This is a genomic window from Priestia sp. YIM B13552 (assembly GCF_042787775.1).
In the GTDB taxonomy this organism is placed as follows: Bacteria; Bacillota; Bacilli; order Bacillales; family Bacillaceae_H; genus Priestia; species Priestia megaterium_E.
The window spans coordinates 26,968-46,092 of the sequence record NZ_JBHZOU010000010.1 but is presented as its reverse complement, the minus strand read 5'-3'; the positions used below and the strand labels follow the sequence as shown (position 1 = coordinate 46,092).

Sequence of the window (19,125 nt, the reverse complement as noted above, 5' to 3'; positions counted from 1 at the left end):
GTTATTACCTTTAATAATTGAAATAAAGATTTTAAAAATGAAATAAATTTGTAAAAAAACAAAAAATGTAATGTTGTATTAGGATTAGGCGATATATGACAAATGCAACATAGTTGGGAATTACAGATAGATATGGTATAAAAGATGTAAATAAAATATATGTTTTAGGGGTAAAGATACAAAGAATCTTATTTGAAAATGAGATTCTTTGGGAGGTAGGAGGTATCTGAAGTTGAGTAGTGCATCTAGATTCAAAATGCAAATATACAGTCCTCTGTTGGGATATAAGGACCTTTATCATTTCAAAAAGACAAAAGATGGTTGGAAGTTTGAAAACTATAGATGTAAGGGTGAAGTAGATAAAGGTGGTAATCCTTTATTTTATAAAGCCCTTATTACTGAATCCATTTCCTGTCCTGATCATCTAGAGATTTATATTTCTAGTGCATGGGAGAATGTTGACGCGTTAAATAAAGAACAAGTGCAGAACATTTTTGATGAACTATCTGAATGGATAGCAGCCAGTGAAAATTATCTCCATTAACCCTTTATCATATTGGAAAAAGTGGGCACGACCATGGGTATATTCAGGTTTAAAGATTCATTATAAAAGTCTTATTGTTCTTTTATTTAAAACATATGTAGTGGAGGTAGTACAAGGCATGAAAATAAAAATAAATAATAACTCATTTGGGAATATTTATTAATTAAGGATAACAATAATCAGTAAACAAATAAGGGGCGTATTCAAAATGGAAATTATTTATAATCAGAGAGAGAAAATGACCGATTTCATTAAAGATAACAAACAGAACTTCCAGGATAAACTCTTATCAGAGGCGGTTAACGTAGCCTCTAAGATTAATGACATTTTAGAAACTGGAAATATTGATCTTTTAAAAAATGCTCAAAAGTTATCTCTATATGTCGTGGAGCAAAAGGAAGAACAACTCGTTGCTTTCGCTCAACAAGAAGGGATAGCCTGGGCAGAGCATTCCTTAACTCTTGCCTTCAAACTAGAATGGGTACAGGCCATTAGGCGAACATTGTGGCATTTTCTCTATCAATATGATCGAATAAATAACCATTTTAATAGCCGTGAAGAATTTTATGCCTTAGAGAAACGAATTAATGATAAGATCGATCAATTTCTTAACACTTTTCTCATTAGTTATTCCACGTATAAAGATGAATTAATTGCCTCCCAAAGGGACTTAGTTGAAAATCTATCAGTACCCATTATACCACTTAGCCAATCTATAGCTGTACTACCGTTGATCGGAATGATTGACCTCAATCGTATCCAAACGATTGAGGAGAAAGTATTGATGGGCATCTCAGGTTTAAAGATTCAAACATTAATTATAGACCTTTCTGGAATTGCTAACATGGAGATGCATGTCATTGACCATTTTCAAAAAATATTAACTGGGATTTCAATGATGGGATCTAAAGCTGTTCTTACAGGTTTACGTACTGACCTAGTTCGAACAATGATTCACTCAGGAATCTCCTTTGAGGACCAGGCAGAAGCAAAAGGGACGTTACAGCAAACGTTAAAAGAATATCTAGAACTCGACCGCATGTAGGAGGAATAGAGAAGTTTTCTTTACATGCAGAAATAAAGATGAGTTTGTGAAATTAGAAGCGTTGTTGAAAAAGTAAATAAAGTTTATTTATACCTGAGTAATCATTACTAAGGTAACCCTGGAGTTATAACTCTAGGGTTGTTTTGCGATAGTACCGATAAAATACTAATTCCGCATATGATATACATCCTAAATCAACTTAATGCAAAAAAGCTGGGAAACTTAATTTCCTAGCTTTTTTGAGTTTCTATCGCTTGTTTAACCGTTGCATAGGTTTTAATAGAGGAGAAATCAAAGCCATTTCTAACAACAGTTTGAGCAAGTTCAGGTCGTATACCTGTCATCATGACCTCCTCAATACCTTATAAGCGAAGAACACTGTAGATATCAAAGAGGTAACGTTCAGCTATAGTATCTATATTCAAGATACCTGAAAAATCAACAATCAGATACTCTATTTTCATTTCGATAATTTTCAAGATCACATTCTCCAAGATATATTCAGCTCTTTCTGAATTGATAGAGCCTATTAGTGGGAGAACAGCAGTTTTATCCTGAATGGGGACGACAGGAACCGATAGTTTCAACACCTCTTGTTGTGCCTTTTTAATAATTTCATCTTTTACTTGTTCAAATACTATAACAGTTTCGGTGATACTTATATCCAACAAATAGTTAAATCGTTTATTAATAAATACAATTTCTTCTGTAGAGAGTCCGTGTTCTATACTTATTTTGCGTTAGATATGTATATCAATCAAGTTACATGACTTTTCTTTGAAAGCTTGTTATTCTATAATAAGAAGAAGTTACTCTCTAATGAGGTATCTTCTTTGAAACTACATAACATGTAGTTATTTACAATATATGAGTAACATTCGTATATTGTGGGTAAACTACTTAGGATGCTTAGAGGCATCAACTTTCTTATTCTATGTGAAAAAAGCTACTGTTGGTGGAGTCAGTCAGTAGCTTTTTTCTATGTCTTTCAACTTTACCCCTATATTTGATTACTAACTAAAAGGAACAAATTGTATGTAGTATTTTTTCAGAATGAATATTCCCCCCTGTTTTATTTAAAAATAATGAATGTTTAAATGCTTTTGTATGTCTGATTAAGTAAGCCTTGAGTTTGACTTTGCTTCTTATTCTTGTATAATCATATGCCTTGGAGGTGACATAATATAAATGAAGTTTAACAAGAAAAAAATTAACGTCGTAGATATTGACAAAGCTAAAAAAAGCGTTTTTGCTACAGGCGTAGGAAACGCAATGGAATGGTTTGACTTTGGTTTATATTCATATTTAGCTGTTATCATTAGTCAAAACTTTTTTAGTGCTGTTGGGAATGATGAGCTAAAATTGGTATTCACATTTGCCACTTTTGCGATTGCCTTCTTAATGCGCCCAGTAGGGGGTATTATATTCGGAAGAATTGGAGATAAGTTAGGAAGGAAAGTTGTTCTAACCACCACCATTATTTTAATGGCGTTTTCCACATTACTCATCGGTTTATTACCTACATACGATCAAATCGGTATATGGGCACCGATCCTCTTATTAATAGCAAGAATTATTCAAGGTTTTTCAACCGGCGGTGAATATGCTGGTGCAATGGTCTATATCGCAGAATCGTCTCCAGACAATAAGCGTAATGTACTTGGAAGTGGATTAGAAATTGGAACCCTCACGGGTTATATCCTAGCATCACTGTTGGCTAGTTTGCTTTTTCTTCTTCTAACGGATGAACAGATGGCCTCATGGGGATGGAGAATACCGTTCTTACTTGGCTTACCTTTAGGTCTAATTGGATTTTATTTACGAAGCAGTTTAGAGGAAACGCCGATTTTTGAAAATGAACTTTCCAGCTCTGATGACCAAGTCCAGGAAGAAAGCTTTCTATCCATTTTGAAAAATCATAAAAAAGATGTGTTTGTTTGTTTTGTAGCTGTGGCATTCTTTAACATTACAAACTACATGCTATTATCGTACATGCCTTCTTATTTAAATGAAATTATTGGATTGTCTAATACAGTGGGAACTGTATTAATTACTGTGACCATGATTCTGATGGTACCACTTGCTTTCATGTTTGGAAAGCTTAGTGACAAAATTGGAAACAAGAAGGTTTTCTTAATTGGTTTAGGTGGATTAAGTCTATTGTCAGCTGTTTCGTTTTATTTAATCAACTTGAACAGTTTAGTCTTTATTTCATTAGGTATTTTAATTTTAGGTGTTCTACTTTCCACTTACGAAGGTACCATGCCTGGAACATTACCAACGATGTTCTATACCGATATTCGCTACCGAACATTAGCCGTGACGTTTAATGTTTCTGTTTCAATATTTGGTGGGACGACGCCATTAGTTGCCACATGGCTAGTTCATGAAACAGGAAATAACTTAGCCCCTGCTTTCTATCTAACCATTGTGAGCATTATCGGGTTCTTAGTGATTTTATTCTTATTCAAGAACACGGCAGGAAAATCTCTAAAAGGTTCTTATCCAACAGTTGCTTCTAAATCTGAATACAACGAAGCTGTTGAAAACCCGAAAGATGCATTATGGTGGCATACCGAACAAAAAGAAAAATCAACGGAATAAAAGAAAGTAGCTACTCAACTATTTTGCGTTTTAAGCTGACTTGTTTCTGAAAAGCATTTTCTCACAAACGTGATTTCTCGGGAGAAGAAAGACAAAAGACAACTTTTAAAAGGTGAACTGCACCTCAATTGTTAGACAAAGAAACTCTAATGATTGGGGTGTTTTTATGTCAAGACATACATTTGAAGACAAGTTGAAAGTTATTGATTTGTACCTAAATAAGCGCAACTCATATAGAGAAACAGCCAAGTTAATAAGCGCAACTAAATCAGATATTATAAAATGGGTGGCATTGTACCAAAAACATGGAGAAAAGGGTTTACAGCCGACCTATACAAATTACTCTGTGAAGCATCATATGTACTCAATATGCCATCTTACTCAACGGTGACATTATCAAATGACCAAATATCAGCATTTACTCAAAGTATGTCCCGTAAGGGAAATTGTTTTGATAACGCAGTCATTGAAAACTTCTTTGGTCTATTAAAATCAGAGTTACTCTATCTACAAGAGTTTGAGAGTATGGAGCACTTTCAACAGAAATTAGAGAGCTATATTGTTTATTACAACCACAAACGAATAAAAGCAGAATTAAAAGGATTGACCCCTGTAGAATACAAAATTTAATCCTCATTCGCTGCTTAGATAAAGGGTCTAACTTTTTGGATTCAGTTCAGCTAGGGAGTTTTTCTGCTTTTCTAATGAATATCATATACGAACTTAGTTACCATATTGTGCTTTCCCGGTAGAAAAAGTGCTTGGATAATAATTATCTAAGTACTTTTGAAATTAATTATGTATTGTTTTTCTTTTTTATATTTTTACCTGTATAAATAGAATTAACTATTAATATTCCTGTTTCTAAAAGCCATACCACAGTAAGGAGAGTACTCAAATACATTTTTAAAAGCCATACCTAACATTAATAAAAGTATAGTAATACCTTGCTGTCTTTGCATATAAACCACCTCAGACGCTTTTTCTTCTAATCATTATTCACCTTGCTGCTCTCTTTGCCCTATAATCCAAGCTAAAGATAAAATTGAAACAGTTTACAACTACTGCAGTTAACATACCTATACACACCTCTTTTTCCTTATAATTACATTGTAACATACCTTTAGAACAGTATTTAAAGATACATATAATACCTAGATCTAGTTACGTCGGGTAGGCAGGCACTCTCACGAGCGTCCGCCCCCTAAGAACTGTACGTGACAGATTTTCCGTCATACGACTCAAGCCTTCTTTTTATCCGAACAACTTATTTATTTAATACATGGTACATGTACTAATTTAACAAATTCACCTATAGAAACCTCTAGGTTTCGCACTATAACTTTCTCTCCATTTTGTAGAGCCTGCTTACACAATGGACAACGATATCCTTGTTTTCTTGCGAGTTTCATCCTATCCAATGTATTTTCATTATTAAAGACCTTACGGTCTCGTTTTTTCCAATACTCTCTTAGACTTGGATCATCTAGGCTGTTTTTATAGGCTACCATGACATGCCGTTCTATCTTAATCTAGGACATCTTTAACAGTTGAATGTTAGTAAGTGGATATGTGAGAATCCATTTATTATTTCCACCATGTAACTTCGCTACATATTTTTGTATAATACTCCAATCAATAGAGTACCAATCCTTATGCGAGACGTCCGCCGACGCTCGTAGAGAGGTATTCATAACAGCACGCTCCTTTTCGTTGGAAGATAGCCACAAATTTATTTTCGTGTTGAAGACCAATGAGAAGTGGGCGCTCTTACGAGCTTGTCATTGTCTGTAAAGCCGACAGTATCCGTCCAGTTATACAATGATTCTGCTTTCCTGTTCCTTTTCAGAGTAACGGCTTTCGCTTTTTCTCATATCCCATACCCTCTGCCACATCGTTTGACTTTGCAGTCATTCTACTGCTTACGCAGATGACATAGGGCTTACCAAGTTTCCCTTCCTACAGATGCGATAGGGGTAGGTAGGTTCTTTACTCCAGGCAAGATGCGGGACGCATCAGAGCAGCATTATGATTCTACTTTTCCTCTTGCCAAAACCCAAGCAAAGCTGTGCATTATCTTGAGCTAACCCTTACGAAGCTTACAAACCTTCACTTTTGTTTACCATACCTATCTTCTCCTAGCAGTATTCTGGACCATGCATTTGTCCCCTGTTTCCGCATTTCCTCATGCAACCGACAGACTCGTTACCAAGAATGCCGTTTCGGATGGAGATCATCTCTACGTCTAGATGGGTAGCGTTAGCTACACTGTCAGAAAGCGACTTCTTGTCGCACCATAATCACAATTATAGGCAGCAGATAAAATCCTAAAATCTAATTATTTAAATGAATTTTGATAATTAGGAGAAAATAAATATATCTTCAAAAAAAGAGGTATCTAATTATGCACTCAATCATCAAAAATTTAGATTTATCTGCAAAAGGAATTTGGTTTCCCATCTCTGTAGCATTTCTATTATTATTATTTGCCCTTTTCATGCCTAAAAGAAAAATTAACTGGTTAGAATTTTATATTACTTTTGGAGTTGTAGGTTATGTAGCTTGGAATTCTGATACGGTAGTGGGGAGAATGTTAGACTGGGTGGATCTAGGTAACCCTAAAATTACGGGACTTGGTGAATTTGTGAGTTATAATTTTATTCCTACATCACTTTCTGTTATCTATCTAAACTACTTCAAAAAAATAACAAATGGATCCTAGTTCTTCTTTTTACCTTATTATCAACTCTAATTGAATGGCTAATGATACAAACAGGGTATTTAAAAATGAAAAATTGGAGCTTTTTTATTTTCTCTATAATTGCCTATTTGATTGTATTCAGTATTATTCTTCCTATTCACATAGGAGTTATAAAGAAAAACTTACTCTATAACAAATAAAATTCTTTATTTATGAGTAAACTACTCAAGATGGATGAATCATCACTTAGCTAACTCCTAAAGAACAGAAAAACTCTCTTAACGCATTGGGGGAGTTTTTTTGTTCTTTAGGAGTATATGATATACATTTTTAGTCCCTATAATAAGGGTATAGTATTAAGCTGGATTGAATTAAAAAAAACATTATTCTAAAAGAATTTGAAATGGTAACTTTTTAAAGGAATCTATAACTGGAGTTAAATAATAACATATATTTTTTCTTCATAAAGACTATTTTCTGAGACAAGCATATGTATAAAAAGCTGCATACTCCGGAGAAAGAATCCTTGGTAGAAGGCTTATACATAATGGGCAGTCTTTGTTGTAGTTGTTCTTCATAATTTGTATTAAATATAAATAAATATAAGCTAATTCTAGAAGTATATGTTTTACCTATCTAAAAGAAGGGAATAATAGGGTCAACTTGATAAAGGGAGTGATCTTATGCAAGCCGATATGACGGTCGAAGAAGTCAAAGCCCAAATCCAGTACTTAGGAACAAATGGACAATCTCTAAAAAAGAAAAAAGTAAAGCAAACACATCCAAAACTAATGAAAAATGCACTTTATTTTTTCCCTAGCTGGGAACATGCTATGGTAGAAAGTGGTGTAAATAGCATATAATAAGCAGAAACTCAGTCTTTTTGACTGAGTTTTTTTATTAAATATGGAAAACTTTTAAAGGGAAAAGAATGATGGGTATGGAATATAAAGAAAAACGTTTGCACAAAGATAGGAGAGATAAAAGAAATGAATTCTACATTTAATCAACTTTTATCAATGAAAAATCTACGTGACGTTCAAAAAACAGAAATTTTGGTGCAAATGGAACATGCTTCAAAGAATAAAGATAAAGAAACCCTCTTACGATTAACTAAACAGCTTCGAAGTATCTCATAGAATACCCTCTGTAATAGAATTAACCCACTAACAGGAAGACTTTACATGGAAACAATAATAAGCGACTTATCTATCCTAATTCGAACAGTAAGGTCGCTTATCCTATTTTTTATTCATATATTTACCCTTCCACTTTACAATATGTGTACATGTATCATAAAAAGTGATTATGTTATTTTTTATGCACCTTTTGAAATATACGTAGATTTTGAGAGCGTAAAATATCTTAAGTAAATAATAATATTCTTTATTGTAAAGAGATAATTAGTTATCAATCGATCTATAGGAGATATTCATGTGCCATACTCTCTGGGAATTATTCTAAAGGAATCCCTCTTTTTATGTCGAAAATTAGTAAGTATTAAGGAGGGTTTTAGATGCCTAAAGATATAGTGAAAGAGCTATTAGATAAAGGCTTTAAAGTAGTGGACTTAGTATGTGTGGGCACTATAAATATCATTTCAGCAAAGGAACTGTCTTTAGAAGAAATAAGTACTGGAGACATCGTTGACATGTTATCACTAGATGAAGACACTATTAAGCTTTTTCTTAATGAAAAGCTTCCTCATTTTGAGGCAAGTACCAAACCATTAGCTGGATATATCAATTCCGAAGGTGAACTGCCCATAATGGAGGATGCAATTATTGACTACAAAGTGTATGTTAAAGAAGCAATTGTCCAGTCTAAGTAGTCATTAAAAGAGCAGTTCACAAATGCAAACTGCTCTTTTATTTATGGGAGATAATTGACTGCTTTTAGTTGAATACGATATGGGGTTGTAATGTAAAAACTTTAAAATAATTGTAGCTAATTTCCCAAGCTTGAATATACTAATACTAGCAATCTAAAAATGAAACTAATATCGCGTGCTATAATAGATAAAAATTAAATACTAGGGGCAATGAATAATGGAAGAATTAAAACAAGAAGACCAAGATGCAGGTAAACTGTATGAGAAAGGGTTTAAGTGGATGCGTTTTGTAAGCTTTTTTATGGTTGTGAACCTCATTTTCACCGTAGCTTTAGTAGCAGTTGCCTTAGTAGCCCCTCAAATTCAAGAAACTTTCCAATGGGTAGCATTTGGTGTATATGGGTTTACAGTACTTTATCTCATCTTTATGCGTGAAGTAGCCTTCAGAAAGACATATGGATCTTTGGTAGTTTGGATGCGGACTGTATGGAATTTCAGCTTTATTGCTAGTGCGTTCGGGGCTGTCACTATGTTTGTGGGCAACACTCACTGGACTTTATTTTAAAGGGATTGCCTGTTTATGTTGAAAGTAAAAATAAAGGAGGAATACATATGAACCCATACGAACAATTTCAATTAAATAAAGAGGTAGAAGAAATGGCTAAACAACGAATTGAAATCCATAAAAAGCGAATGGAATTATCTGAAGAGCTAGAAAATAACTGGGATAATAAAGAACTCCAAGATAGAATCATTGAATTAGAGGAAGAAAGCCAAAAACTCAAGAAAAAAATTGAAGTTTTACAGACTAACTATTAAGCATCCTTTCAAGGTGCTTTTTTGGATTAGAGTGTTTTTACCAGAGCTATATGTGTGAACTTAAGTGAATTACTACTTTCTTACACAACCTCTAAAAGTTTTTCTATGAATGACTTCAGTGTCGAGATGTTCAGTTTAGAAAAAAGACTAACCTATTGCTTGCATTGGAATAACTACAAATAGCAAGCATCACCTATTTTGCTAGCATGTCTAACACCATAGAGATACAAAAGGGGAATACTTCCCTACCTTATAAGCTTTTACCTTATTATAAAATGTCGCCTTTTCATTCCTACTTCCTTCATAAATGCTACAGCAGTGATCTTTCCAGACGTCCTTTTTTGATGCAGACTCTTTTTATATTCATGATATAAAGTAAGGTACATAAGATAATGAATTTGAATATCGTAGGGGATACAAGTTCCACTTAATTTGCATAATTGTTGATATATGTAAGGTTTTGTAGATAATTATGTTGCTCCCACATATTGAATATTTATCCTATATCAAGTACAATAAGTTGAATATAAGTTCAACTTGAAAAATGAGGTGTTTATAAATGAAAATTTCACGCTTTAATAAAGACTGCGGTAACTCTGTTGATATGAACATTATGGATGGATATCTATTTGATTTCCCAACGAATGTAGTCGAACTGCAAAAAGATGCTGCTGATTCGTTCTTTACAGATGCGGTGACAGCTCCAGAAGAATTTAAGAAGCGCATTTTACTTTCTACAACCATTGAGGGTGAAGAGAAAGAGCGTTATTTCTTAGTAGGTGACATTGCAGCTAGTCAATTGCTGGCCAACAATCACATTAATAAATTACATAATAAAATTACAAGTCATATTCCATACATCACTTTTTTAGCTGCGATTGCGTATTACCATGCGTTACATGCGAAAAATAAAAAAGACAATATAATTGAAATTGACTATTTTTCTACCATGTTACCAATCTGGCTTCTTAAGAAAGAGAGCACATTTGGGGCAGCTCAAAAAGCCATGGCCAATCGCTTCTTAGGCGATCATACATTTACTGTGCATACGCCTGGTTTTGAAAATACGTTAAAGGTAGTAGTAGAAGAAAGTGCGTGCTTAAAAGAGGGAGAAAGTGCACGTTTTGCGTTAAAAAAAGACTTAACTCTTCAAGATCGTGAAGATGCAAATGAATATGTAGAATGTGAAACGGTGATGGTGGATATAGGTGGTGGTTCCATTGATGTGGTTATTCTTCCCGAAGGGTTGAAAGCTGCCAATAGTCGTGAATCGTTCCAAAGCATTGAGGGTATTCCTTATTTAGCGCATATTGATAAATTGCGTAAAGAGAAATTTCTAGAACTGTTTACAGACTTACGTGCTTTTGATCAATTTATTCTTGATAACTACAGCAAGCAAAAGTTTGTATTAAAAAACGAGAATACAGGTGAATCCATTGATTTAACAAGTACCATCAAATCTTCACTACGAGAATATGTGGAAATTTTATTGGCTAAATTAAATGATGTTGCGCCACCACCAGCGAATAAACTACGTAAGTATGTATACTGCGGTGGAGTAGCTCCTACTTTAGAAGTAGCTATCATGAATAGTATGCGTGAAAAAATTGGAGAAGAACGTACGGAGAAGTATCATAAGGTTCCCCAAGATAGCCGCCACTTAAATTTATTTGGCTTAGAGATTCGTAGTATTGGTTACGTTCAAAAGAAGCAAGCAGCAGAAAAGAAAGCCGTTAAATCCTAACAACGTAGGTGATAGGGATGTCAGAGCGTCAAAATGCGTTTACGATTAAGACAAATCGATTGAGTGATGAAGTTTATAATAAACTAGCTACACATGCTAAATCGCGTAGGTTAGGGGACTATATTTCATCTTTAATTTTACGTGATTTAGATGATTCATCTACTGGAAAAAAAGCAATAGAAGACAAAAAAACCTACGAAATGCTTGAACATATCAAGAATGAATTAGCTGATTTAAAAACATTAGCAAAAACAACGGGTTTCGTAGGAAACAATTCCTTCAAAGAAGAAGAGCCTTCTCCAAAGGTTCCACAACTAAAAGAAGGAAAGGTTGCAGATTTAGAAAATATATCTGGATCATTAGACGATGACGACTTAGAAGAATATAACGATTTTTAAACAGTAAAACCACTAGAATATATCCTAGTGGTTTTTTCTGTTTTTAAGCTTTATAGTGTATGCGTCTCTAGTTACCATAATATACCTTTATGGTAACTAACAAAAACTTGCAAGACAAGGATTCTTGAGGTGATAGGTGTTTTTTAATATGCATCTTTTTATACATTACTTATATAAACATTTACGCTATCTAAATGCACAAAAATATCTGTGTAAAAAGCATCCGTTTATACTAGAACTCATGCTACTTTAAAATATAATTGAATATATTTAGATGTACTCTACTGAACACATGCGCACATTAGTTCAATAAAATATTTGATTTAGTTAAACAACTAACTTCTCATCAATTACTTATTATCATCGATTTGTGTTGAAATTTGCCAAGTAACACCGAATTTGTCTGTTACTTGTCCATATGATGGGCTCCAAAAAGTTTCTTGAAGTGGCATTCCTACTTGCCCGCCTTCTTTTAGCTTTTCGAACACTTCTTTTGATTCTTCTACGCTATCTATGGAGATAGCTACCGTCACTTGTGATCCAATTTGGTATGGTTGACCTGGGAATGTATCAGAAAGCATTAAATCAGTATCACCAACTTTTAAATGCGCATTCATTACACGATCTATTGCTTCTATAGGAGTGGGGAATTCTGGATTTCCGGGCATTTCTCCGAAATTTTGAACTCCAATAACTTTTGCATCCAATGCCTCCCCGTAAAATTTAATAGCTTCTTGTCCATTACCATTCATAACTAAATAAGGATAGATTCCTAAAACCATGAAAAACACCTCTTTTAAAATTTTATTTAGATTTCAATAAATCATAGCTAACTGAAAAAAGAACTAATGTTCGTATTTTTTCTAGCACTTACTACGTATCTATACAACAAATTTATTGGGTTATCCTGCACAGTTAGTTTGATAAGAAAAAAATTGTTGTAAAAAATATGCAACATTATATTTATTTTAGCGTTGTTGTTACATTGATTTATTGAGGATACAATACATAACCTGAGTTCTTATCCGTATAGGACTCAGGGTTCATTGCTTTTTCTATCCTCAGGTTGTATACCATATGAAAAATTAATCACTTTTCTAGTCAATAGTATGCTAAAGAGCTTTTATCAAGTTGATTTAAATTAAACTGAAATTAGGGAGAGTCGTAATGAGAATACATAAGTAATTGGAACTAACTTACATAAAAGTGGAATAAATAAGCTCATTCTTTAGCATTCCCCATTAGCTCCCTAGTAGTTGCTAACTTCTTTTGTTCTTTTGAATTCATATTAACAGCTTCTTTCTGGTGACTTGCTAAATTCGATATGGCAGATGAAATATCCTGTAAAAAGAAATTCACCTAGAAATGAAACGGCAGTACAATACAAAAAAAACATCCGTTTGGATAGGATGTTTTTATTCGACTCTTATTTCGTTTTTATCTTTATTGCCTGCTCTTGGCGAGCTTCAATTTTTTCTTCAATCTCTTCCATGACCTTTTTATCTTCTAGTATTTTATGTCTGTTTTCATTGACTAGGTTTTGAAAAGAGGGTTTTAACTTTCTCATAATGGCACTTCTTTCTTACTGTTTAGTTTAGTCCGTAGACAAGTATGATTATAACGATTAAATGGAATAAAGCAATTATTTGCTTTCATAAAATGGAGAACAGGTAAAAGAATGTTCTTTGAAGGAAGGAAACCTCCCTTTTTTATAGAATGTTAGTACTTTACTTAAGAGGAGGGCGATCCCGTTGAAAAAAAGAACTTTACAGGTATTTTCATTACCAGAATATAAAGAAGAAATTGGTCGATGGCTATGGTGTTTAGAAGATGTTCGCCGTACGCTTCTAGTACAATTAAATGGAATCAGCCAGCGTATGCTCGATAAAAAAATTGATGAAAGACAAACAATTAGCACGCTATTGTATCACATTGCATTGATTGAGGCAGATTGGTTATATGAAGAGGTCCTGGTTACTGAATGGGATCCCGAAATACGTTCTTTGTTCTCATTTGCAGTTCGTTCTGAAGATGGCTCTTTAGCCCACATCGAGGGACAAAGCTTAGAAGATCATTTTCACCGCCTTAATAAGGTACGAGAAGCATTTCTTTCCCACTTTCGTTCAATGGACTTAACAGACTGGCGTAGACCAAGAATACTTGAACATTATGACGTTACACCTGAGTGGGTTGTTTACCATTTGATTGAACATGAATCTCATCATAGAGGTCAAATTTTCCAATTACTTAAAGAATTGCGAAACAATTAAGACGTCAAAGTAATGAAATAAAACAAAAGAGGTGCCTAAAATAACTATTTATATTGCTTTATTACGAGGCATTAACGTAGGTGGACACAAATTAATAAGGATGCAGGAATTAAAGAGTCTATTAACAAATATGGGATTAGATAAAGTTAAAACCTATATTCAAAGTGGAAATGTTATATTTCAGTCTAAAAGAAATGCAGAACAATTAGAAGAGCAAATGGAGCAAGAGATTAGAAGGGCTTTCGGTTTTTCTGTCATTATTATTTTAAGAACAGCTTCAGAATTGGAACAAATTATTAGCAGTTGTCCTTATCCAGTTAACTCGTTATCGGAGGGGGAGAGTGTACATATATCGTTGTTAGCTAAAGAACCTTCTAAGGAATGCATAAATCATTTACTCAACTATAAAAGTGAGATGGAGCAATGTTACATAAAGGGCAAAGAGGTTTATTTATATTTGCGACAAAGTATTCGACATTCTAAGCTTTCTGTTCAACTTCAGAAGGTTGGTGTTCCAGGAACATCACGCAATTGGAAAACAATCAAAAAGCTCGGCACTATGGTAAATGAAATGCAGTAAGTAGTAGTTTGAAGAAATTGATGTAATTCCATTGCTCAAGTGTGTTAGTTAGATAGGGTACTTCTAAAAATAATTAAATTTTATTCTAAAGTACCATAAATTGTCTTGTATAAAAGTCCCCTTTTTTTATACAGTACGTATGATTCAACAAAAGCTAAAAATATTGATAAATCAACGATATAACGTAAAGTTTATATCATCACATTGATGTATAAAGTCCAAAAAGGTACACCTTTTTAGACGTATTAAAAATACTAGGCCTTATTGTACGCTTGGTTTACTTCTCTTCCCAGCTGATAACTCTTAGTATTATTTTTGGAGTTAGGAATAGTTATTTAATTCAGAAAATAATTATAAGAATACTTATTTCGACATACTTCATCATACATTATGTAGTAATATTTATATAAATTTACACATTCAGATAAAGGCAAACTAGTTGAAAAGCTAGGACGCAAAGCTACAGGTCTAAAGTCAATTGACTATGACAGCTGAGCCTCCTGAAAATCTGGAGGAATTTATGTTTATGGACAGTAAAAAAGAAGTAATAACGCCCCATTTAGACCAAGAGGCTAAGGAAGTAGGGTTATCGGTTAAAGAAGTAAAAGCATTTTTAGATAATACACAAACCTAGTGATAACAAAAACATTAGATAGGCACGCAATCTAATGTTTTTTGTTATCGTGTTATCTTGAGATTTTGCTTCTAGAAACTGTTTAAATTCTTCTTTACTCACATTTGAATTCATTGCATCTTTAACTAGCTTCATCCACTCTTCTGGCAGAACTGCTATAGACTTTTTCATAATAGTACCTCCTTACATAAATACTTTTTATCATTTACCGTTTTTTTTAAGCTTAAAACCCTAATTTTATAGTGACCATCCACTATATTACAACTAAATAGTTAATCCTCTTTACTTTAATCGACTATACATAGCTGTTCATGTAGTGAAAAATAAAATTCTTTCTATTATTCTTCCGGATTCACCGCATTATTTATATTGTGATATTCTCTCCATCGACGATAAAAAATAGCTTCACTTATATTTGTGATTTTACAGATTTCCTTTACAGGCTTATTAGTAGTTTCATGAAGATCCATGGCGTTCCTTACCCCAACGTGTTTTAACGTGAATTTTTGCTTCTTTCCTTTATATATACCTTTTAGTAGTAAGATGAACTACTTATCACTTATAGATTTAGCATAAGGAGTGGATTTTTCGACATAATTATAATAATAAGGAGAAATTGCACCTATTAAGTAACCTAAAGGTGGTGAGTACTTATGAAAAACAGGGATAAAAGACGAAAAAAGAAACGTGATTTTTTAAAGGATTACTTAAAAAACAAGTTAGGTAATTGGAAACCTGGACTTGGCAAAGAGCCTACCTCAAATTCTAAGACGACACAAGAAAATAGAAACCTTGATTAGGTAATATTTGTGTGTAGGTATTTAGAAGTTTTTCACCCTGTAAAATAGCCCCCTTTAGAAGTCTATCTCTAGAGAGGGCTGATTATAAGGCATATTTATTTAACGGCTTCTTTTAATTCTTTTCCTGGTTTAAAAGCAGGAGTCTTTGAAGCCGCAATTGTCATTTCCTCGCCTGTTTGAGGGTTACGACCTGTACGGGCTGCACGTTCACGTACTTCAAATGTTCCAAATCCAATCAACTGAATTTTTTCTTCTTTCGCAAGTGTGTTAGAAATCGTCTCAAACAACGCTTCCACAGCTTTTTTAGCATCTTGCTTCGATAGTTCTGCTTGTGTTGCAACTGCATCTACTAGTTCAGTTTTATTCATATTCAAACACCTCATTCTCTTATTTTAGATCATATGTAGAAATGCTAACATATCATAGCTTCTACACACTTGTCACTTAATAAGGTAAGGTAAAAGGAAGATGAATTTTTAATTTAGCTCAAACTAATATCATATTTCCCAACCGCCTAAATTCTAAGTAGCCTTTGCTCCCGTTGAGCAAAGGCTACTTTTTTGACGAGTTTCTTCTATAAAATAGGCCATTTTGAAAAGACTTTTGTGTAAGTAGAATTAGTCGCTCTAAAAGGATGGATCTTTTTAGAGCGACTAATTTTTTATGACTCTTTAGAGAGGCAATCATGAGTATGAACTCTATTAGCAGCAACTACAAACCTTGATTTTCCTTCTTAGCATTCATGAGCGATTTCGATATCGCCACAATAAGGACAAGTGAGGTATTCTCTGGATTGCAAATGATTAAAACTAATTATTTCCTCAGGTTTAAAAACGTCCATTCTTATTCCATAATGAGTACAAGCAACTTTTTTTATGCTTATCATAGGATTTCTTCCTCCTCTTTCTTATTGTGTATTGGTTCATTTTTAGTATATAAGATGGATATGGATAATTTAACCTTTTTCAGTTAACTTGTCTTAAATATTTAGAAAATCAAATTGTAAAGGAATTATTGAGTGAAAGAGTTAAAGATAGTTTCTACTTGTGTATCTTAAGATACACCCATTTATCCAAACAAACATCAAAATAAAAGTAATAAACGTTAGAAAATTTTAAAATAACTTATTAAATGAATCTTTAATACCTTTTAACTTCAGAATATAGATAATATTTATTGTTATATTATCCATTAAAGTAAATGGTAAAATACTTTATAAAAATTAGTTTTATTATTTACTCATCTTGTAGAAAAAGTATATATTTGTCGTCACTAAGTGTAAATGGTAAAACTTTTATTTTTATAAGTTAGTTTATACATTTACTTCAATGAGTAAAATTAAATATTTTTTTACTATTTATAGTTATTGTTTTAAATACATCTAATTTCAAATAAATAGTTTCTCACATTCTTATTGGAGTTTATATCTATGATAAAGGTTATGCATGAAAGGGTATTATGTATATGTGTATTTGAAGATATTCTATGTTCCATTATATCTATCAATCTAGTACTAAAAAGATGAAAAAAGGGAATACTTTCACATATACATATAAAAAAGAGGAGGAGTAAACGTTTATGGAAAATCATGTGTCGGGTGATATTCAACAACCAGAAGTAGAGATGTCGGATTCAACTAAAGCACAATTGATACTAAATAAATCTCTTCGTGATTTTAAAAAGAAACAAATTCTTGAGAAAATTGATCAGACATTACAAAATCGAGATAAAGAAGCTTTTTTACGTTTAACAGAGAAACTTAAATCTGTATCTTGATAAAAGCAATATATAATAGAAGAAACTCGTAAAAAAAGGGGCTTTGCTTAATAAGAGCAAAACTCCTTTTTAAATTGAAAGTGCTTTTTAAGTCTTAATTCGAGTAGGGACCTTTCACTTCTTTAAGTATTTGTACTAGAACTGAGAATTCAAATTATTTTTGTAAAGAAAGTACTGCCTTAAGAACATCTTGGTTTAAACTATCTTTAAAAGCTTGATTTGCTTGTGAAGCTGGGTAGAGAGCGATAATACGATTTAGTGGCTCTTCATATTTTTTTAATATTTTAAAAGCATCAAGGTAGTCCTCAGGTCCACATCCATAACTTGTAATAAGAGGCCATTCATTTCTAACAAATTGTGTTAAAAACAAGTTGATTTCTTGCTCATATAATGCTACAAATATTGATCTTCCGCCTTTTTTTAAGCTTTTGAAACCAGTTTTAACGGCAGCATTTGATCCTGAACATTCAAATAAAACATCAACTTTTTCAGTTAAACTTTCTTTGTCAGCAATAAGGGGGATCATACCGAATTCAGAGCATTTTGATAATCGATTTTCATAATCCTTTTCGAGCCCGGATAATATTACTTTCGCACCTTTTTGCACACATACTAGTCCAACGAAAAAACCAATAATACCGGGTCCTTGCACATGCACAATATGTTTATTATTAATCTCTCCAGCTCTATTAACAGCGTGAACAGCAATTGAAAGAGGTTCACTTAAAGCTGCAGTACTAACGGACAAATCTTCAGGAATTTCTCTTACATATATCGATTTTGTTTTGACAAATTGGGCCATTCCTCCGTCATAATGTAGCCCTATGACTTTATTGTGTTCGCATATTGAATGGCGACCATTTTTGCAGTTTTCACATTCCCCACAATAATTCATGGATTCAACAATTACTTTTTTTCCTATTAAATGACTGGTTGACTTATCATAACTTTCAACAACTTCACCTGATATCTCATGGCCAAGAATAATAGGTTTTTCAACAAACTCATATCCTTTAGAGTGGCTATAGGCATGTAGGTCGCTTCCACACACACCACAATAGTCGACCTTAATTAGAACTTCATTTTTATCTAAAAGAGGCTTTTCTTGATTTTGTACCTTAAGCTCTCTTACTTTTTCTGTTTTAACAACTGTTAACATTTAATTATCACATCCTAAAGATACTTTTTTCCTATTAGAAGAATTTCATATTTTCACAAAAACTTTGAATTATGTTGCTTATCTAGCTGATTAAAAATTTGAGTTGTGCTGACCTTATATATCAAAACACCTAAGAAAACGCATTCATTTATATCTTCTTTTTAACTATCTTATAAATAACAAATGAAAGTAATATCAATTTGGAGGTATAGTAAAATCT

21 protein-coding genes, 1 pseudogene and 1 riboswitch are annotated in these 19,125 nt (G+C 33.0%); of the genes and pseudogenes, 16 read left to right on the top strand and 6 right to left on the bottom strand.

What is annotated here, in order from left to right; all coding sequences use genetic code 11:
- Positions 1 to 232: 232 nt before the first annotated feature.
- Together ACFX40_RS25190 and ACFX40_RS25185 are read left to right on the top strand one after the other, a co-directional pair.
- Positions 233 to 544 carry a hypothetical protein gene (locus ACFX40_RS25190; protein WP_377256923.1) on the top strand — a complete coding sequence of 104 codons (312 nt, stop codon included), beginning with the start codon at positions 233 to 235 and terminating at the stop codon, positions 542 to 544.
- A gap of 208 nt (positions 545 to 752) precedes the next feature.
- Positions 753 to 1,589, top strand: coding sequence for an STAS domain-containing protein (locus ACFX40_RS25185; protein ID WP_377256920.1), 837 nt, complete (start codon positions 753 to 755; stop codon positions 1,587 to 1,589).
- A 362-nt stretch (positions 1,590 to 1,951) separates the two neighbouring features.
- Here the strand turns inward: ACFX40_RS25185 and ACFX40_RS25180 are convergent, their stop codons facing one another.
- Positions 1,952 to 2,257 carry an STAS domain-containing protein gene (locus ACFX40_RS25180; protein ID WP_377256917.1) on the bottom strand — a complete coding sequence of 102 codons (306 nt, stop codon included), beginning with the start codon at positions 2,255 to 2,257 and terminating at the stop codon, positions 1,952 to 1,954.
- Positions 2,258 to 2,777: 520 nt separating this feature from the next.
- On the opposite strand from ACFX40_RS25180, the gene ACFX40_RS25175 reads away from it, so the two are divergent.
- The 10 genes and pseudogenes from ACFX40_RS25175 (at position 2,778) to ACFX40_RS25125 (ending at position 11,686) form a co-directional block, all read left to right on the top strand.
- Positions 2,778 to 4,193 carry an MFS transporter gene (locus ACFX40_RS25175; RefSeq protein WP_197227541.1) on the top strand — a complete coding sequence of 472 codons (1,416 nt, stop codon included), beginning with the start codon at positions 2,778 to 2,780 and terminating at the stop codon, positions 4,191 to 4,193.
- Positions 4,194 to 4,613: 420 nt separating this feature from the next.
- Positions 4,614 to 4,823: pseudogene (locus ACFX40_RS25165) on the top strand (transposase); the annotation flags it as partial.
- Positions 4,824 to 6,597: 1,774 nt separating this feature from the next.
- A complete protein-coding gene (locus tag ACFX40_RS25160) occupies positions 6,598 to 6,915 on the top strand; it encodes a hypothetical protein (protein ID WP_377256911.1) in 318 nt (105 codons plus the stop codon).
- 662 nt (positions 6,916 to 7,577) lie between these two features.
- The gene (locus ACFX40_RS25155) at positions 7,578 to 7,757 is read left to right on the top strand and encodes a hypothetical protein (protein ID WP_025751503.1); all 180 of its coding nucleotides are present in this window, start codon (positions 7,578 to 7,580) and stop codon (positions 7,755 to 7,757) included.
- 126 nt (positions 7,758 to 7,883) lie between these two features.
- Entirely contained in the window at positions 7,884 to 8,033 is a 150-nt protein-coding gene (locus tag ACFX40_RS25150; RefSeq protein WP_211079381.1) for a phosphoesterase, read from the top strand.
- 377 nt (positions 8,034 to 8,410) lie between these two features.
- Positions 8,411 to 8,725: a hypothetical protein gene (locus ACFX40_RS25145; RefSeq protein WP_377256908.1), complete on the top strand. Its 315-nt coding sequence runs from the start codon at positions 8,411 to 8,413 to the stop codon at positions 8,723 to 8,725.
- Positions 8,726 to 8,942: 217 nt separating this feature from the next.
- Positions 8,943 to 9,290 (top strand): hypothetical protein, encoded by a 348-nt coding sequence (locus ACFX40_RS25140; protein ID WP_055992262.1) that lies wholly within the window; start codon positions 8,943 to 8,945, stop codon positions 9,288 to 9,290.
- 47 nt (positions 9,291 to 9,337) lie between these two features.
- The gene (locus ACFX40_RS25135; RefSeq protein ID WP_377256905.1) at positions 9,338 to 9,544 is read left to right on the top strand and encodes a hypothetical protein; all 207 of its coding nucleotides are present in this window, start codon (positions 9,338 to 9,340) and stop codon (positions 9,542 to 9,544) included.
- Positions 9,545 to 10,103: 559 nt separating this feature from the next.
- On the top strand, positions 10,104 to 11,288 hold the full coding sequence (locus tag ACFX40_RS25130; RefSeq protein WP_377256902.1) for an Alp7A family actin-like protein: 1,185 nt from the start codon (positions 10,104 to 10,106) through the stop codon (positions 11,286 to 11,288).
- Between the two features lie 17 nt (positions 11,289 to 11,305).
- On the top strand, positions 11,306 to 11,686 hold the full coding sequence (locus ACFX40_RS25125; protein ID WP_377256899.1) for a hypothetical protein: 381 nt from the start codon (positions 11,306 to 11,308) through the stop codon (positions 11,684 to 11,686).
- 350 nt (positions 11,687 to 12,036) lie between these two features.
- Here the strand turns inward: ACFX40_RS25125 and ACFX40_RS25120 are convergent, their stop codons facing one another.
- Together ACFX40_RS25120 and ACFX40_RS25115 are read right to left on the bottom strand one after the other, a co-directional pair.
- Positions 12,037 to 12,468 carry a VOC family protein gene (locus ACFX40_RS25120; protein ID WP_377256896.1) on the bottom strand — a complete coding sequence of 144 codons (432 nt, stop codon included), beginning with the start codon at positions 12,466 to 12,468 and terminating at the stop codon, positions 12,037 to 12,039.
- Between the two features lie 644 nt (positions 12,469 to 13,112).
- Entirely contained in the window at positions 13,113 to 13,253 is a 141-nt protein-coding gene (locus ACFX40_RS25115; RefSeq protein WP_081715163.1) for an FbpB family small basic protein, read from the bottom strand.
- Between the two features lie 184 nt (positions 13,254 to 13,437).
- Here ACFX40_RS25115 and ACFX40_RS25110 point away from each other — a divergent pair, with 184 nt between their 5' ends.
- Both ACFX40_RS25110 and ACFX40_RS25105 read left to right on the top strand, forming a co-directional pair.
- Positions 13,438 to 13,956, top strand: coding sequence for a DinB family protein (locus tag ACFX40_RS25110; RefSeq protein ID WP_377256893.1), 519 nt, complete (start codon positions 13,438 to 13,440; stop codon positions 13,954 to 13,956).
- Between the two features lie 40 nt (positions 13,957 to 13,996).
- The gene (locus ACFX40_RS25105; RefSeq protein ID WP_377257057.1) at positions 13,997 to 14,536 is read left to right on the top strand and encodes a DUF1697 domain-containing protein; all 540 of its coding nucleotides are present in this window, start codon (positions 13,997 to 13,999) and stop codon (positions 14,534 to 14,536) included.
- A 419-nt stretch (positions 14,537 to 14,955) separates the two neighbouring features.
- Positions 14,956 to 15,040: riboswitch (cyclic di-GMP riboswitch) on the top strand.
- A gap of 109 nt (positions 15,041 to 15,149) precedes the next feature.
- Here ACFX40_RS25105 and ACFX40_RS25100 read toward each other — a convergent pair.
- A complete protein-coding gene (locus tag ACFX40_RS25100) occupies positions 15,150 to 15,341 on the bottom strand; it encodes an anti-repressor SinI family protein (RefSeq protein WP_377256890.1) in 192 nt (63 codons plus the stop codon).
- Between the two features lie 482 nt (positions 15,342 to 15,823).
- Between ACFX40_RS25100 and ACFX40_RS25095 the strand changes: the two genes are divergently transcribed.
- Positions 15,824 to 15,970, top strand: a complete 147-nt coding sequence (locus tag ACFX40_RS25095; protein ID WP_162837702.1) for a hypothetical protein — start codon at positions 15,824 to 15,826, stop codon at positions 15,968 to 15,970.
- Positions 15,971 to 16,065: 95 nt separating this feature from the next.
- On the opposite strand, the gene ACFX40_RS25090 is transcribed toward ACFX40_RS25095, so the two are convergent.
- Positions 16,066 to 16,338, bottom strand: coding sequence for an HU family DNA-binding protein (locus ACFX40_RS25090; protein ID WP_377256887.1), 273 nt, complete (start codon positions 16,336 to 16,338; stop codon positions 16,066 to 16,068).
- A gap of 1,210 nt (positions 16,339 to 17,548) precedes the next feature.
- Between ACFX40_RS25090 and ACFX40_RS25085 the strand changes: the two genes are divergently transcribed.
- Complete coding sequence (locus ACFX40_RS25085; protein ID WP_377256884.1) at positions 17,549 to 17,746, top strand: IDEAL domain-containing protein; 198 nt, start codon at positions 17,549 to 17,551, stop codon at positions 17,744 to 17,746.
- Positions 17,747 to 17,900: 154 nt separating this feature from the next.
- Here ACFX40_RS25085 and ACFX40_RS25080 read toward each other — a convergent pair whose 3' ends face one another.
- Positions 17,901 to 18,905, bottom strand: coding sequence for a zinc-dependent alcohol dehydrogenase (locus ACFX40_RS25080; protein WP_377256881.1), 1,005 nt, complete (start codon positions 18,903 to 18,905; stop codon positions 17,901 to 17,903).
- Between the last annotated feature and the right edge of the window lie 220 nt (positions 18,906 to 19,125).

What these genes read in the sequence shown, in the direction of transcription:
- ACFX40_RS25185 (WP_377256920.1), top strand. Translation starts at nt 753, where the DNA reads ATGGAAATTATTTATAATCAGAGAGAGAAAATGACCGATTTCATTAAA.
- ACFX40_RS25175 (WP_197227541.1), top strand. Translation starts at nt 2,778, where the DNA reads ATGAAGTTTAACAAGAAAAAAATTAACGTCGTAGATATTGACAAAGCT.
- ACFX40_RS25160 (WP_377256911.1), top strand. Translation starts at nt 6,598, where the DNA reads ATGCACTCAATCATCAAAAATTTAGATTTATCTGCAAAAGGAATTTGG.
- ACFX40_RS25155 (WP_025751503.1), top strand. Translation starts at nt 7,578, where the DNA reads ATGCAAGCCGATATGACGGTCGAAGAAGTCAAAGCCCAAATCCAGTAC.
- ACFX40_RS25150 (WP_211079381.1), top strand. Translation starts at nt 7,884, where the DNA reads ATGAATTCTACATTTAATCAACTTTTATCAATGAAAAATCTACGTGAC.
- ACFX40_RS25145 (WP_377256908.1), top strand. Translation starts at nt 8,411, where the DNA reads ATGCCTAAAGATATAGTGAAAGAGCTATTAGATAAAGGCTTTAAAGTA.
- ACFX40_RS25140 (WP_055992262.1), top strand. Translation starts at nt 8,943, where the DNA reads ATGGAAGAATTAAAACAAGAAGACCAAGATGCAGGTAAACTGTATGAG.
- ACFX40_RS25135 (WP_377256905.1), top strand. Translation starts at nt 9,338, where the DNA reads ATGAACCCATACGAACAATTTCAATTAAATAAAGAGGTAGAAGAAATG.
- ACFX40_RS25130 (WP_377256902.1), top strand. Translation starts at nt 10,104, where the DNA reads ATGAAAATTTCACGCTTTAATAAAGACTGCGGTAACTCTGTTGATATG.
- ACFX40_RS25125 (WP_377256899.1), top strand. Translation starts at nt 11,306, where the DNA reads ATGTCAGAGCGTCAAAATGCGTTTACGATTAAGACAAATCGATTGAGT.
- ACFX40_RS25120 (WP_377256896.1), bottom strand. Translation starts at nt 12,468, where the DNA reads ATGGTTTTAGGAATCTATCCTTATTTAGTTATGAATGGTAATGGACAA.
- ACFX40_RS25115 (WP_081715163.1), bottom strand. Translation starts at nt 13,253, where the DNA reads ATGAGAAAGTTAAAACCCTCTTTTCAAAACCTAGTCAATGAAAACAGA.
- ACFX40_RS25100 (WP_377256890.1), bottom strand. Translation starts at nt 15,341, where the DNA reads ATGAAAAAGTCTATAGCAGTTCTGCCAGAAGAGTGGATGAAGCTAGTT.
- ACFX40_RS25095 (WP_162837702.1), top strand. Translation starts at nt 15,824, where the DNA reads ATGAAAAACAGGGATAAAAGACGAAAAAAGAAACGTGATTTTTTAAAG.
- ACFX40_RS25090 (WP_377256887.1), bottom strand. Translation starts at nt 16,338, where the DNA reads ATGAATAAAACTGAACTAGTAGATGCAGTTGCAACACAAGCAGAACTA.
- ACFX40_RS25085 (WP_377256884.1), top strand. Translation starts at nt 17,549, where the DNA reads ATGGAAAATCATGTGTCGGGTGATATTCAACAACCAGAAGTAGAGATG.
- ACFX40_RS25080 (WP_377256881.1), bottom strand. Translation starts at nt 18,905, where the DNA reads ATGTTAACAGTTGTTAAAACAGAAAAAGTAAGAGAGCTTAAGGTACAA.